This window comes from Acetobacter sicerae (assembly GCF_011516765.1).
GTDB classification, from domain to species: Bacteria; Pseudomonadota; Alphaproteobacteria; order Acetobacterales; family Acetobacteraceae; genus Acetobacter; species Acetobacter sicerae.
This window is the reverse complement of record NZ_JAAABN010000001.1, coordinates 30749-45604: the sequence shown is the minus strand read 5'-3', so window position 1 is coordinate 45604 and position 14856 is coordinate 30749. Positions and strand designations below refer to the sequence as shown.

The window sequence follows — 14856 nt, the reverse complement described above, 5'->3', positions numbered from 1 at the left end:
CCTTTATCACCACGAACAGGTTTCCGGCTTTCAGCGTGGGTGGGTTCGGGGAGCAGAAAAAAGACGTGGAGGATTGAGGAAAGTGTACTTCTGTGGACTGGTCGCTTTCCCCTTTCCCGCGCTATAGCGGGCTCATGCTTTCGCTCTCCTCCCTGACGGCGCTCCTCCAGGTCGTCCTGATCGACATTACTCTGGCAGGGGACAACGCCATTGTTGTCGGACTGGCTGTCAGAAAACTTGAGGCGCAACAACGCAGAATCGCCGTTCTCGTCGGTGTCGCCGCCGCCGCCCTGATCCGGCTGGGTCTGGCGCTCATCGCCACACAGCTTCTCGGCGTCATCGGTCTGCGTTTTGCGGGTGGACTGCTGCTGCTCTGGGTCTGCTGGAAGATGTATCGGGAACTGCGGACTCCCGATGAGCATGAAGAAGACAGCGCCCCCACACCGGGCGGCCTGCGTTCCGCCATCACCCGGATCATCATCGCCGATCTGTCGATGAGCCTCGACAACGTGCTGGCTGTCGCCGGCGCTGCGGGCGAGCATATCTGGGTGCTGGTCAGCGGACTGGCCATCTCGATCCTGCTCATGGCCTTCGCGGCGACAATGATCGCAAAACTGCTCGAACGATTCCGCTGGATCGCGTGGATCGGACTGCTGGTCGTCTTCGGTGTCGCCGTGGAACTGATCTACAAGGGCGGCGGCGAAGTGCTGGGACAGATTTCGTGATCCGCCTCCGCTCTGTCCTTCCGGCCAGCGTGGCGGTGATCCTCTCGGCCTGCTCGACATCACCGCACGCGCTTTCGCAAACGTCCGGCGCACCAGCACAATGGCCAACCGAACAGCAGGCCGCAGGGACGGGTCAGGTTGACGCCGTCGCGGGACGTTTGACGACATGGCTTCAACTGGTCGCGCCCTACGACGCCGCCATCCCTGCCCGCACCTATGCCGATTTCCTCGCAACCCGCCCGGTCTGGCCACGCTGGTCCATCATTCAGGCCCACTATGAACGCGCCCTGACAGCAGAGCCGGACAACACAACCGCCGCCGATCTCTGTCGCGCCCAGACGCCACGCACCGCTTCGGCCCTCAGTCGTTGCGCGCAGGCGATGGGTGGGACCGCTCCTCTGCGTGCAGCGGGCATCGCGGCATGGCGCAACGGAAATGACGGCCCGCAGGACGCCGCCACGCTGCAATCACTGTTCGGCTCTGATCTGACGCCCGCCGACAGCTGGGCGCGCTTCGAGCGTGAAGAACGCCGTGGACAGCTACAGGCCGCCGCCCGGACGATCTCGTCGCTGGACAGCGATCACGCCGCGCTGGCCGCCACCCGCCTCGCCCTGCGACGGAATGACGCCTCCGCCGAAGCGCTGCTGGCGCAGGTACCGCCTGCATTCACAAATGACACCACGCTCTTTCTCGACCACGCTCACTGGCTGGAAAAGAACAGTCGCCCCGATGACGCTCTGGCCCTGTGGCGGGCAAGCGGCTTCCGGGCCGAAGAGAATGCAGCCCCCGACGCAAGAGGACGGTTCTGGACAGAGCGCGACAGACTGGCCCGCGATCTGATCGATCAGAATCGCCCGGCCGACGCGCTGCTTCTGGCCGACGACACGCGGCAGACAAGCGACCGCAATCGCGCGGACGCCTTCTTCCTGAGCGGCTGGATCGCCCTGCGCGCCCTGCATGATCCAGCCGCTGCCGAACCGCACTTCCGGAAACTGACCGAGACACCATCCGTTCTGAGCCGTGCGCGCGGCTTCTTCTGGCTGGGTCAGGCACGGGCTCAGGCGGGCGACATGACGTCCGCAAAAGCCAACTGGCGGCAGGCGGCAGAAGCGCCGGAAACCTTCTACGGCCAGATGGCGGTTGCGAAACTCGCCGGCGCCGGCAACACGCTGCTCGCCCCGACGGAAATCCCTGAGGCCCTTGTCACGGCCCTGAACCAGTGGCGGTCGGCCAGCGCCGGCAACGAACACGCGGCGACAGCGATCGTCACCCGTCTGGACGGCAGCGAACTGGCCCGCGCCGCGCAAATCCTGGTCTCGTGGAATGACCCCACGCATGCACGGGATTTCCTGACCCTGCTTCTGGCTCAGGATAATGATCCGCAGGACCGTGAAGCCATCGCCGCACTGGCGACACGTCTCGGCCTCCCCGACATCGGTGTGGCGGTCGCCCGCAAGGCCAGCAAGGACGGCGTCAGCCTCCCCGATTACGGCTGGCCGGAACCGTTCCAGCCGCCGTCATCCGACCTGCCATACGGCTTTCCTCTGGCCCTGATGCGGCAGGAAAGCAACTTCAACCCCGATGCGGTCAGTTCCTCCAACGCCATCGGACTGATGCAGCTTCTTCCCGCCACGGCGAGGGAAACCGCGCATCAGGTCGGCGCAGGCTCCGTGACCATTGCCGCCCTGCATCAGCCGGAACTGAACATGCAGCTTGGCACGGCCTATCTGAGCCGCGTTTATAACCGGCTCGGCAATGTGGTCGAATACGCCGCAGCAGGGTATAACGCCGGCCCGCACCGCGTCAGCCAGTGGCTCGAAACACGCGGCGATCCGGCCCGGACCGGAGCCGATCAGGACGCTTTCATTGACTGGATCGAGCAGATTCCGCTGGAAGAGCCGCGCAATTACGTGCAGCGCGTGTGGGAAAGCATCGCTGTGTATGCGACGCAGCCGAAGCATTAAGCGAAACCTCTACCTCTGACAGAAACAGTTCCGGAGACAGTTTTGGCAACGACCGATCAGAAGACCGGCGCAACAGCACGCTCCTCCAAAAAGCAGCGCCTTTCCCCGGAAGGCGCGTCACCCGCCATGGCGCAATGGTTCGCGCTGAAAGCAGAGAATCCCGACTTCCTGCTGTTCTTCAGGATGGGCGATTTCTACGAACTGTTCTTCGACGATGCGATCACAGCCGCCGCCGCCCTCGACATCGCCCTGACAGCCCGTGGCTCACATGGTGGAGAGCCGATCTCCATGTGCGGCGTGCCGGTCAGCGCAGCGCAGGCCTATCTCTCCCGCCTCATCCGGCGCGGCTTCCGTGTCGCCATCGCCGAACAGACAGCCACGCCCCCTTCAAAACTGCCGGGCAGGAAAGCCACCCAGAAAGGCCCGCTGCCCCGCGCGGTCGTCCGACTGGTCACCCCCGGCACACTGACCGAGGACGAACTGCTCGAACCCGGTCGCTCCAATCTTCTGATGGCGCTCGCAGCCCATCCCGCCCGACGTGGCGCCATCGAATGGGGCGCGGCATGGATCGACATTTCCACCGGTCTGTTTGAGACGGCCCGTTGCGCGGACGCCGAACTCGGCCATCTGCTCGCCCGTCTCGACCCCGCCGAAATTCTCGCTCCTCCCGACCGTGACCTCGGCGATTTCGATCTGCGACGCGCCCCCGGCGAACAGCCTCCTTCGGCGCACACGGCCCGTACCCGTCTGGCGGAAGCCTTCGGTGTCGCCAGTCTGGACGCATTCGGCACCTTCAGCGACGCCGAGGCCGCCGCCGGCCTCATGGCGCTGGATTACGTCAGAAAATCGCAGGCCGGCTCCCTGCCCCGTCTGGCTCATCCGGTCCCGCAGGAAGACAGCCACACCCTCGGCCTTGATCCGGCGACACGCGCCAGCCTTGATCTTCTCCGGGCCCGCGACGGCAGCAACGAACACACGCTTTTCTCCGCCGTGAACCGCACCGCCACCGCACCCGGCGCAAGGCTTCTTGCGTCATGGATCGCAGCCCCCCTCACCATGCCGGACAGGATCAGCGCCCGTCAGGCATGCTGGGACTGGCTGAAAAGCGACACCCCCCGTGTCGATCTGTTGCGCCAGACACTGCGAAGCGTGCCGGATATCGACCGGGCGCTCGGACGGCTTTCGCTGGGACGCGGTCAGCCCCGTGATCTGGCCGCGCTGCGTGATGGCGTCGCGGCGGCACACAGAATAGCGGAAGAACTGGCAGTCATCGCACCGGACACAAGGCCGGATCTGATCGCCACACTTCTGAAGCATCTCGCAGAATGTGGCGGCCTTCATGAGGAACTCGACCGGGCGCTGGCCGATGAACTTCCGGCGCGCCTCGATGACGGCGGCGTCATTGCGACGGGCTATGACGGGGAACTGGACGCCTACCGCACGCTCCGCGATGATTCCCGCCGCATCATCGCCACGCTCCAGAACGACTACGCTCAGCGCTTTGGCGTCGCGAGCCTGAAGATCCGTCACCATGCGCAGCTTGGCTACGTGATTGAAGTGCCGACAGCCGCCGGCGCAAAGCTCCGCGCCAATGAGGATCTCAGCTTCCGTCAGGGCACGACAACCGCCGCCCGTTTCTCGACAGAAGAACTCTCGGAACTCGACTCCCGCATTGCCGAAGCAGCGGAACGCGCCTCGGTCCGCGAACGTCAGATTTTCGGCCTTCTCGTCAACCGGGCGCTGGATGACGGACACCTTCCTCCACTCGCCCGGGCGCTCGCCTTTATCGATGTGATGCAGTCCTGCGCCTCTCTCGCCGTTGGAGAAACATGGTGCCGGGCCACCGTGGACGACAGCGAGGCGTTCACGCTGGACGCCTGTCGTCACCCGGTCGTGGAAGCCGCTCTCGGTTCGGGCGTGCGCTTTACGGCAAACGGCTGCTCCCTCGCCCCGGAACATCGGGTGATGCTGCTGACCGGTCCCAACATGGCCGGCAAATCAACCTTCCTGCGCCAGAACGCACTGGCGGTCATCCTTGCGCAGGCCGGGCTGCCGGTTCCTGCGAAATCCGCCCATATCGGCATTGTGGACAAGCTGTTCTCCCGCGTCGGCGCTGCGGATGATCTGGCTCGCGGCCGTTCCACCTTCATGGTCGAGATGACGGAAACAGCCGCCATTCTCAATCAGGCCGGACCACGCTCGCTGGTTGTCGTGGATGAAATCGGACGAGGGACTTCAACTCTGGACGGCCTCTCCATCGCCTGGGCCGTGCTGGAAGCCATGCACTCGACACTGCGGTGCCGTACCATTTTTGCAACACATTTTCACGAACTTGCCGAGCTTTCCGGCAGCCTCCCCCGCCTTTCACCGCACACCATGGCGGTCCGGGACTGGAAGGGGCAGGTGGTTTTCCTGCACGAAGTGATCCCCGGATCAGCCCGCAAGAGCTGGGGCGTGCATGTCGCCAAACTGGCGGGCGTGCCGATGCCTGTTGTCGATCGTGCTTCGCGACTTCTTAAAGAGCTGGAAAAGGATCATGCGACAGGCCCCGCGCCGCTGCCGCTGTTCGATGACCTGCCGCCGCAGGCTCCTGTCGCTGATCCAGAGCCCGAACCGACGGCAGATTTTTCCGAATATGAAGACGTTCTCAACGCGATCATGAGTCATGACCCGGACGACCTGTCGCCCCGGGAAGCTCTCGCTGCTTTGTATGATCTGCGCAAATTGGCGCTTGAAGCAAAGCGCCTTTCTGTAAGAGAATGATATCTCTTTAGCTTTTCTGTCGAGCAGCCCCCGCCATCATGCCCAGTCTTAAGGTCGAAGGTATCACCAATCCAGTGCTGTCAGACGTATCAGATACAACAGTCAACGACCTGCCGGAAAGCACGCTCACCCCGCAGGGTCTTGGGCTGCAGCTCAGGGAGGCGTTGGCCGAACATGCCGACAGGAACGGCAAGGTTCCGGATCGCGATGTCGCTCTGGCCGTTTTCCGACGCCATCTCGGCCGGTATCAGACCGATGTCCGGCGGCGTTTTGAAAAGCGCGAACTGAGAGGCGTTCAGGCAGGAAAAGTCCTCGCAGCCTTTACGGACGAACTGGTGTCCGGGCTCGTGCTGTTCGCCGCCGATGCTCTGGGTGGTGGTGAAAATCTGCTCAATCAGATCAGCATCGCAGCCACTGGCGGTTACGGCAAAAGACTGCTGGCGCCTTTCAGCGACATCGATCTCCTCTTCCTGACCGCGGAAGAGCCCTCACGCGAAGCGCTCTCGCTTGTGGAATACGTGCTGTATTTCCTGTGGGATCTCGGCCTGAAAGTCGGTCATGCAACGCGGTCGATCACCGACTGCATCGCACAGGCGGAAGCCGATACGACCGTCCGTACAGCTCTTCTCGACGCACGCCTGCTCGTCGGCAATTTCAGCCTCTTCGCCATGTTTGAGGCGCGCTTTATCGTCGCCTGCGTGGAAGCCGGATCAGCCCGCTTCATCACCGACAAGCGCGCCGAACGGGCGGAGCGGCACCGGCGCTTTGGCGAAAGTCCCTATCTGGTCGAACCCAACATCAAGGAAGGCCGGGGCGGTCTGCGTGACATGCAGACGCTCTACTGGATGTGTCGCTACACGTTCGGCACGCGCCATGTCTCGGACCTTCTGGCTCCGGAATTTACCCGTCTCGGCTTCATCACCGAGCAGGAAGCGGCCCGCGCCCGACGGTCGTGGGATTTCCTGTGGACTGTCCGTTTTCATCTCCACTATGTCGCGGGCCGTGGCGAAGACCGCCTGACTTTCGACATGCAGCCCGTTCTCGGCGGCCGCATGGGCTACACCCGTCACGGTCAGCAGAACGGCGTTGAGCGCTTCATGCGCCACTACTTCCTGACCGTCCGGGAAGTCATGCGGCTGACGCATATTCTTGAGCCGACCATCATGCGCATCGCGCTGGGGGCGGCGGCGCACGTCCTCAAGGCGGATGACGCCATGCGCGAGGCAGGGTTCACCCTGCTGGACGGCCAGATTCTTCCGGCCAAAGGCGTCTCCTTCGAAGCCGAGCCCATCAAGATGTTCGAGATCCTCGAACTCTCCCGCAGCCGTCATGTCCCCATTCATCCCCTCGCCCGCCAGCAACTGATCCGCTGGGAGCGTCGGGCCGCCACCCTGCGTTCTGATCCGCGCGCCGCAGAAATCTTCCTTGAACTTCTGTGCGATGAGCGTCCTCCCGCACGGCCACGTCGACCGGTCACAAGCCGTCCGGAGACCAGAAACGCAGAAACTCCGCAGCCTATCGAAATCGACCTCAACCGACGTCTTGATTACGTCCACTGGCTTCGCATTCTCAACGAAACCGGTCTCTGGGGCGCGCTGATCCCGGACTGGTCCCGCATCGTCGGACAGATGCAGTTCGACACGTACCATATCTTCACGGTCGATGAGCACACGATCGAGGCTCTGCGTATCCTCCGCTGCGTCGAAACCGGCACAATGGCGGACGAAATCCCCGTAGCCTATGATCTCGCACGGGATATACAGTCCCGTCGGGCGCTCTATATGTCGGTCATGATGCACGACATCGCCAAGGGACGCGGTGGCGACCACTCGGAACTTGGCTCGGAACTGGCGCTGGAACTCTGCCCGAAGCTGGGACTTTCGGGCGAAGAGACCGAAACGGTCTCCTGGCTGGTGCTCCAGCATCTTCTGCTCAGCCATACGGCGTTCCAGCGCGATATTGACGACCCCAAGACCATTCTGGACGTGGCGGACGTCGTGCAGTCTCCGGAGCGTCTCCGTCTGCTGCTGCTGCTGACCATTGTGGACATGCGGGCAGTCAGTCCCCGCGTCTGGAACGCATGGAAAGCCACGCTGCTGCGGGAACTCTATACCCGTGTCGCGGAAGTGCTGGAGGGTGGCCTGGCCACTCCGGAACGCGACATGCGTGTGGCCCACAGCAAAGCGATCATCGCGGAAAATCTGGAAGAAGAAGGTTTCAACCAGACCGACATCAACCACTTCCTTGACCTTGGTTACGCCGGTTACTGGCTCTGCTTCGATCAGGACACGTTGCTGCGTCATGCCCGCCTGATCCGGGAAGCTGAGTCGCGGTCCGCCCCATTCGTGATCGAGACCCAGCCCCTGCCCGCCCGTGGCGTCACGGAAGTCACGATCCACACTCAGGATCATCCCGGCCTGTTCGCACAGATCGCGGGCGCCATGGCGCTGGCGGGCGCTTCCATTGTCGATGCCCGCATTCACACGCTGAGCAACGGCATGGCGCTAGATACGCTCTGGATTCAGGACGCGACCGGTGAAGCCTTTGACGAACCGCATCGTCTGACGAAGCTCTTCTCCATCACCGAGCGGGCGCTGAGCGGACGGCTGGATATCGCTACCGAGATTGCGAAAACCAATGCGTCAGGACAACTGCTTTCACGCACACGGGCCATTCACGTGCCACCCCGTGTTGTCATCGACAATCGCGCTTCCAACTCGCACACCGTCATTGAAATCAACGGGCGTGACCGTTCCGGCCTGCTTCACGACGTCGCCAGCGCACTGAACGAGATGCGTCTGCAGATCTACTCCGCTCACATCACCACCTATGGCGTGCGTGCGGTTGACGTGTTCTACGTCAAGGATCTTTCCGGCATGAAAGTGACGGACGAAAACCGTCTGAAAAAAATCCGGGACCGGCTGATGGCCGGACTGAAGAAAGTTGAAGCGAGCCTGAATTCAGGCTTTCACGAGCCCGAACTGACGGCGGATGAACCGGAATAAAAACCAGTTCGTCCAGTCCACATGACAGCTTCATTCGGGTAAAAGGCTGTTTTTGTTATTTGCAGCACTGGCATTTTTCATAGCAGGACAAGGAAGCTCCTCCTGAATTTCCTGTCCTGCTCCCTGAATCGCTTGCCCTGAACAATCTTTTTTCTGAAATCACTATTCCCGGTTTGTTGCGACCAGATCACAGTCAACCGCATCGCGTGACGTCAAAATTACCATAAAAATCTGAACAACAGGCCAGATATAGTCAGTAATCGTCGCATCTTGTCGGCTGACTCAGCAGAAGCCTTATGTTTCCGAGTTTTTCATATGATAACAAAAAACCTCAATATTCACCAAAATACTCTGGAAAACTTTCAATCTTATTCAGAAAAACGATTATATTCGCCCGTCAACCGGGTCTGAAAACCCCATTACTTATTTTCAGACTTCACGATCACTGCAAGATGCGACACAATTGCAACAAGTGCTTGATCAGGTCGGATCACAGGATCGTTCCAGCCTGTCTGAATGGATGGAGAAAAGCATGGCCGAAGTGTCGAGGCGAAATTTTGTGACCGGCGCAGCGCTGGCGGGCACAGTGTCAGTCATGGCCACAGGCGCAAGCCGGACCGCCAGCGCCGCAGATCATTCTGGCGGCGGCGGTTTCATGGCGGCCTCCTCCAACATGGAAGACGGTCCCGGACCACACGAAAAGAAACAGCCCGGCATCCAGCGTATCTGCGCAGTCTGTGAAGTCACAGGCGGCGGCGAAAAAGTCTACGGCATTGCCGTCGAATATGACGTCAATATTGACCCGGCCAGCCTGCGCTCCGACACCTATACAGCGGCTGTTTTTCCTGCCGCCAAAGGGTTCTTCGCAGGCATGCCGCAGGAGCCGAACAAGAACGACACGACAGCCGTTGCGCAGAAGCGCCCTGTCATGGCGGTTTACACAAGTGATCAGCCGAGCCTGCGTTCTGACCGAAAGAGTGTGCCCGGACGCTATGTCATTGCTGAATTCGCCCATGATCCTGACCTGAGTCTTCCCACCACGGACAGCGACAAGGTGACCCTGATCCAGAACAGGAGCATCAGGACAGCCAGTGGCGCGGTTTATGCCGCCAGCAGAAAGCTGTGGACCAATGCGGATCATCACGGAAATAACGTCACAATCCGTGGCGTCGATGACTGGGAACAAAGTCACTGGTGGTGGGATGACACCCGTTCCGCGTGGCTGGAATACAGCATCTATCTGCCGAAATCCTTTCTGGAAAAAGGCGGCGAAAACAGGTCCTACCCACTCGTGCTCGCCGTCACCCATTCAGGAACGAGCTACGACGGCACCTGCGCGCAGACCCTGACAGAACAATGCATCGCCAGTATCTGGAGCCTGCCCGAAGAACAGGCGAGACATGAATGTGTGGTGATCACGCCCCGCTACGAACGCACGACGATGAACGATTACTGGGAACATACGTCTGACGTCGAGAATACCGGGAGACTTGTTGAATCTCTTCTGAGCAACACATGGAATTACGGAAATCCCAACCGTGCGGACCGCGCCGACAAGGTCCTTAAAATCGATCCGAAACGCGTCTACTGCACAGGCTGGTCCATGGGAGCGATGACCTCCCTCTGGCTGATGGCCAGACATCCGGAAACCTTCACAGCTGGTCTCATCATTGCCGGACAGCAACGCCCCGCTGACATGGCGCCTCTTGCGCATCAGAAAGTCCTGATCATCACCGGAACCGAAGACGACAAGGCCACACCCTGGAATGAGAAGTGCATTCCCGTCTGGGAACAGGCCGGTGGCAAGGTCGTCCGCCCCAGAGAGACACTCGATCCGGCTCTTATTTTTCCAATAGACCAGCAGGAAAAACTGACAACACAGATCAACGGTTATCTTGATCAGAAAGGAAACATTACGTTCCTTACCTTCCAGGGCGTTGATCACATGGGATCAGCACGCAAGTTTTTCCATATCAGAACCGCAAGAGACTGGCTGCTCAGTCAGGTCAAGGCATAGCATCGCAAATCAGACCCAGTATATTCAGAACGTGGAACATGAACGAATGCGTAAGCGCTTTTTATTAATTGGCAGTATTATTCTGACTGCCTCACCTGCTTTTGCAGCAAAACCAGTCCCGGCTCCTTCGTCCGCCTTAACGCCAGAGAGTACAACAGCGGCAGCCGTAGCGGCTGGACGGGCATTTCTGGCCACATTTGATGCAGAGAGCTGCCCAAAGGTCCAGTTCGCCTTTGTCGCAAAAAAGTCCGGCACACTGATCCGTTTTCGCAGAACGGCTCCGGACCAGCCTGTCGCTCCCGTGACTGACGAACAGGCCAAAGTTCCGGTTAAGCGTGGGCCGGGCATGGGGCCACCAGAAGGCTTTATCGGCGAAAAGTATGGTGTCGGGGTGTGGTCCAATTACCCCGTGAGCGATGTCCTGCGTCCGGGACTGCAAATGGGACAACTGACGCCAGATCAGAAAGCCGCAGCGTTCCATCTTCTGCAAACACTTCTGAGCGCCAAAGGCTATCAGAAAGTGCAGGACATCATGGGAGCAGATCAGGCGCTCTCAGAGACCGGCACGCCTTTTGCTTCGGGTCAGGCCGTCTACACCATTGCCATATTGGGCGAACCCTCTGAGACCGCTCCCTGGATGGTACAGTTCGGGGGGCATCATCTGGGCCTGAACATTGTGATCGACGGGCCACATGGCGCCATGACCCCGACCCTGACAGGAGCGCAGCCAGCCCTGTTCAAACGCGACGGTAAAACCGTTCGCGTTCTTTCTGGTGAAAATGACAAGGCTTTTGCATTTCTGAACAGCCTGAATGCCACCCAGAAGACGCAGGCCATTCTTCCCTATCAGGTGGCGGATCTCGTTCAGGGACCGGGACATGACGGGGAAACAGTCATCCCTGAAGGGATCAGGGGATCTGCTTTGACCACACAGCAGAAGACTCTTCTGATGGAAGTCATCGCGGAATGGGCAGGCATCATCAACACTGCCTACGCCGCCCCGCATATGCAGGAAATCCGGGATACCCTGAATGAGACATGGTTTGCATGGAGTGGTCCAACCACACATGAACCCGACCGAAACGGCTCATCCTATTACCGTATTCAGGGACCGCATCTGTGGATCGAATTTTCGCCGCAGGGCGTGGGTGGTGATCCCACCCTGCATGTTCACACGGTCTATCGCGACCCGAGCAACAGCTATGGCAGCCGGTTTACAGCGCAATGATCGTCAAAAAATCCATACTCGCTCTGACTGTTGCCTTGCTGAGTTTTCCCATCACGGCTTCGGCGCATCGGCTGGATGAATATCTTCAGGCGACGACAATCGGTCTTTCAGACCACGGCATCACCCTGCATCTGCGCCTCACTCCCGGAGTGGACGTTGCCGGCAGTGTCATCCGCCAGATAGATCAGAACGGAGATGGCGCTCTATCCATTGCAGAACAGCAGGCTTACGTGTCCCACGTTGAGCAGACGCTTGCTCTTTCAGTCAACGGACAGCCCCTGCCCCTGTCGGCGGAGACCATGACCTTCCCTTCTCTCCCCGCAATGAAAAACGGTGCAGGCACAATCGATATTCAGTTCACAACGAAAATGGATTTCAAAAAGGGAGATTACACGCTCACCTATAATAACAGGGGAGCCGGTCCAGATACTGTCTGGCTCGTCAACAGCCTGACACCCCAGATTCCAGATATTTGCATTATACAGCAAAAACGTTCAGAAAATCAGTCTCATTACGAACTGCGTTTCCGGACTGGCGAGCCTTGCAAATAAAACATGATTGTGCAGTCAGGATATATCCAGACTGCATACACAAACACCGCTGGATGGATGCGGCATGGAAGCAGAGAGTTGCTTTACCTAAAAGCAGGCACTCAGCATATCACGCGTGATGACTATTCGAGGCCTCTGAATCACTGTCGGCCGAAACGGTTCCCATACCGCCTCCTCCACCGCCGCCCATATCTCCACCGCCGCCGCCTTTTCCACCGCCGTCTCCCTTTTCACGCCCTCCCCCTGAACTGGCTGGCCGACTTGGGCCCTGTCGGGGAACCTCGAGAGTGGACGGGATACGTTCGATATCCAGCGCCTTACGGATAAAGTCACGCAGGGCGACGACCAGATCGTGCGTATGGACATTGCGGCCCTGCACAAGTTCGGAAGCCGCTTTCACGGCCAGACGGACATGCTCTTCCGTGCCGAGAAGGATGATATCGGAAAGCGCAGACTCAACAGCATCCCGGATACGTCGGGCGCGCTCGGTACTGCCCGACAGCTCAAGTGACGACACATCCTGCGAACCGCCATCACGTTGCTTCATGTCCCTCAGATGAAGCGGACTGACACTCAGGTCCCCCGTAAACGAGCCTCCCAGCGTCTTGTAAGCCGCAATAAGCGTTCTTATCCGTTCATTGATCTGTCGATTGAGCCGTTCCCTGCGCTGCTGGAGCGTCAGCATCATGACAAGCCGCACGCCGACACCCAGCAGGGTCAGCAGCGTCAGACCAATCATCGTTACCAATGCACTGTGCCACGAACTGAAATCCATACTCCGCAAATTGATTGTCCTCTGAACAAGTTTTATCGAATGGAATTACCATCCACCGCAAAGATCAGTATAACGTAAAATATTTCAGGGGTTTTCTGAAAACACAGCCAGCCGGTGTTTCAAAATATTTTAAATCATCTCTGCCCGGCTCTAACGCGCAAAACAGAGCGCACCACTTCAACGGATGCCAGCCTACAAATCACACCCAACCACCTGAACCACTTCGATCCAGTTCGGTAATAGGATTACGCGCCGGATCCAGAGACCGACCGGCCAGCCACTGGCGCAGCAGCCGCACTCCCCAGAACGGGCGGCCCATAAATCTCGCGGGCGCGCCGGATAAAGGCCGAGACCATCAGACGGACGGCCTCATTGAACACCACCCCGATCGCCGCCTGAAGAAGCCGCGAACGGAATTCGAAATCGACAAAGAAATCGACCAGACAGCCGTTGGCGTCCGGCGTAAACGTCCAGACGTTGTTCAGATACTTGAACGGGCCTTTTTCATAGGTAACGCGGATGGTTTTCGCCCGGTCCAGCGTCACACGTGACCGAAAGGTTTCCCGAAAAGGACCAAAGCCAACAGTCAGGTCCGCCAGCAACTCACGTGACGTTGACGACACAACCCGGACATTCGCACACCACGGCAGAAACTTCGGATAGCTGCCCACATCAGCGACAAGATCAAAAATCTGCTCGGGCGTATAGTTCAGTACCCGACGTTCTGAATGGGTAGGCATCAGGAAGTCTTCACCTTGTCACTCTGTTCATGCGTTACTGATCCGCGATTGCGAAGCTGGGCCTCACGCGCTTCACGCAGGGCCGCGAAGTCGGCATCAGCATGATAGGATGAACGCGTCAACGGCGTCGCACTGACCTGCAGAAAGCCCTTCACGCGCGCCATGGCGGCATAATCCGCAAATTCGTCCGGCGTCACAAACCGTGCGACCGCAGCATGCTTCACGGTCGGCTGAAGATACTGACCCATCGTGATGAAATCGATGTCCGCAATGCGGAAATCATCCATCACCTGCGCCAGTTCCGCCTTCTCTTCTCCCAGACCCAGCATCAGACCGGATTTTGTGAAGATCGACGGATCAAGCTGCTTTACACGGTCCAGCAGACGCACCGACTGATAGTAGCGGGCGCCGGGACGGATGGTGGTGTAGAGACGCGGCACCGTTTCGATATTATGGTTGAACACATCCGGACGGGCTTTGACCACCACTTCCAGAGCACCGGGTTTACGCAGGAAATCAGGCGTCAGCACCTCAATGGTCGTCTCAGGAGACGCATTGCGGATGGCCCCGATGACTTCGGCAAAATGCTGCGCGCCACCATCGGCCAGATCGTCACGATCCACGGACGTGATCACCACATGCCTCAGACCGAGCCGGGCCACGGCGTCCGCCACACGATTCGGCTCATCGGCGTCCAGCGCATGCGGCAGGCCGGTCGTCACGTTACAGAACGAGCAGGCGCGCGTGCAGATCTCCCCCATGATCATCATGGTGGCATGGCGCTGTGACCAGCACTCGCCGATATTGGGGCAGGCCGCTTCCTCGCACACCGTGACCAGCTTGTTGTCGCGCATGAGCTTGCGCGTCTCATGGTACACCGGATGATTCGGCGCTTTCACGCGGATCCAGTCCGGCTTCCGCGCAATAGGATTATCCGGACGATGCGCCTTTTCCGGGTGGCGCGCCGCCTGAGTCGTCTTGCCCTGTGCCGTCTTGCGATGATCAATCAAAACGCGAACGCTCATTGGTTCCTGTCCCGGTCTCGTCGAGCCTCAGAAGTGAGACGACATGGCGCGCACGTCAAGCGT

10 protein-coding genes are annotated in these 14856 nt (G+C 59.5%); 7 read left to right on the top strand and 3 right to left on the bottom strand.

The features are described from left to right. Positions 1 to 134 precede the first annotated feature (134 nt). The 7 genes from GVI59_RS00170 to GVI59_RS00140 all read left to right on the top strand — a co-directional run bounded on the left by GVI59_RS00170 (position 135) and on the right by GVI59_RS00140 (position 12253). Positions 135 to 725 (top strand): TerC family protein, encoded by a 591-nt coding sequence (locus GVI59_RS00170; RefSeq protein WP_173572700.1) that lies wholly within the window; start codon positions 135 to 137, stop codon positions 723 to 725. Further along, positions 722 to 2689, top strand: coding sequence for a transglycosylase SLT domain-containing protein (locus GVI59_RS19335; protein ID WP_173572303.1), 1968 nt, complete (start codon positions 722 to 724; stop codon positions 2687 to 2689). The genes GVI59_RS00170 and GVI59_RS19335 overlap by 4 nt, the downstream gene beginning before the upstream one ends. A gap of 126 nt (positions 2690 to 2815) precedes the next feature. Further along, a complete protein-coding gene (mutS, locus tag GVI59_RS00160; RefSeq protein WP_173572699.1) occupies positions 2816 to 5452 on the top strand; it encodes a DNA mismatch repair protein MutS in 2637 nt (878 codons plus the stop codon). A 38-nt stretch (positions 5453 to 5490) separates the two neighbouring features. After that, the gene (locus GVI59_RS00155) at positions 5491 to 8457 is read left to right on the top strand and encodes a [protein-PII] uridylyltransferase (RefSeq protein WP_173572302.1); all 2967 of its coding nucleotides are present in this window, start codon (positions 5491 to 5493) and stop codon (positions 8455 to 8457) included. 532 nt (positions 8458 to 8989) lie between these two features. Beyond that, the gene (locus GVI59_RS00150; RefSeq protein WP_173572301.1) at positions 8990 to 10474 is read left to right on the top strand and encodes a prolyl oligopeptidase family serine peptidase; all 1485 of its coding nucleotides are present in this window, start codon (positions 8990 to 8992) and stop codon (positions 10472 to 10474) included. A gap of 46 nt (positions 10475 to 10520) precedes the next feature. Beyond that, positions 10521 to 11702, top strand: a complete 1182-nt coding sequence (locus GVI59_RS00145; RefSeq protein ID WP_173572300.1) for a DUF3500 domain-containing protein — start codon at positions 10521 to 10523, stop codon at positions 11700 to 11702. Further along, entirely contained in the window at positions 11699 to 12253 is a 555-nt protein-coding gene (locus GVI59_RS00140) for a hypothetical protein (protein ID WP_173572299.1), read from the top strand. The genes GVI59_RS00145 and GVI59_RS00140 overlap by 4 nt, the downstream gene beginning before the upstream one ends. A gap of 109 nt (positions 12254 to 12362) precedes the next feature. On the opposite strand, the gene GVI59_RS00135 is transcribed toward GVI59_RS00140, so the two are convergent. From GVI59_RS00135 to lipA, 3 genes are all read right to left on the bottom strand, one after another. Further along, a complete protein-coding gene (locus GVI59_RS00135; protein ID WP_194298974.1) occupies positions 12363 to 12992 on the bottom strand; it encodes a hypothetical protein in 630 nt (209 codons plus the stop codon). 281 nt (positions 12993 to 13273) lie between these two features. Beyond that, entirely contained in the window at positions 13274 to 13768 is a 495-nt protein-coding gene (locus tag GVI59_RS00130; RefSeq protein WP_173572297.1) for a type II toxin-antitoxin system RatA family toxin, read from the bottom strand. Next, a complete protein-coding gene (lipA, locus tag GVI59_RS00125) occupies positions 13768 to 14793 on the bottom strand; it encodes a lipoyl synthase (RefSeq protein WP_173572296.1) in 1026 nt (341 codons plus the stop codon). The genes GVI59_RS00130 and lipA overlap by 1 nt, the downstream gene beginning before the upstream one ends. Between the last annotated feature and the right edge of the window lie 63 nt (positions 14794 to 14856).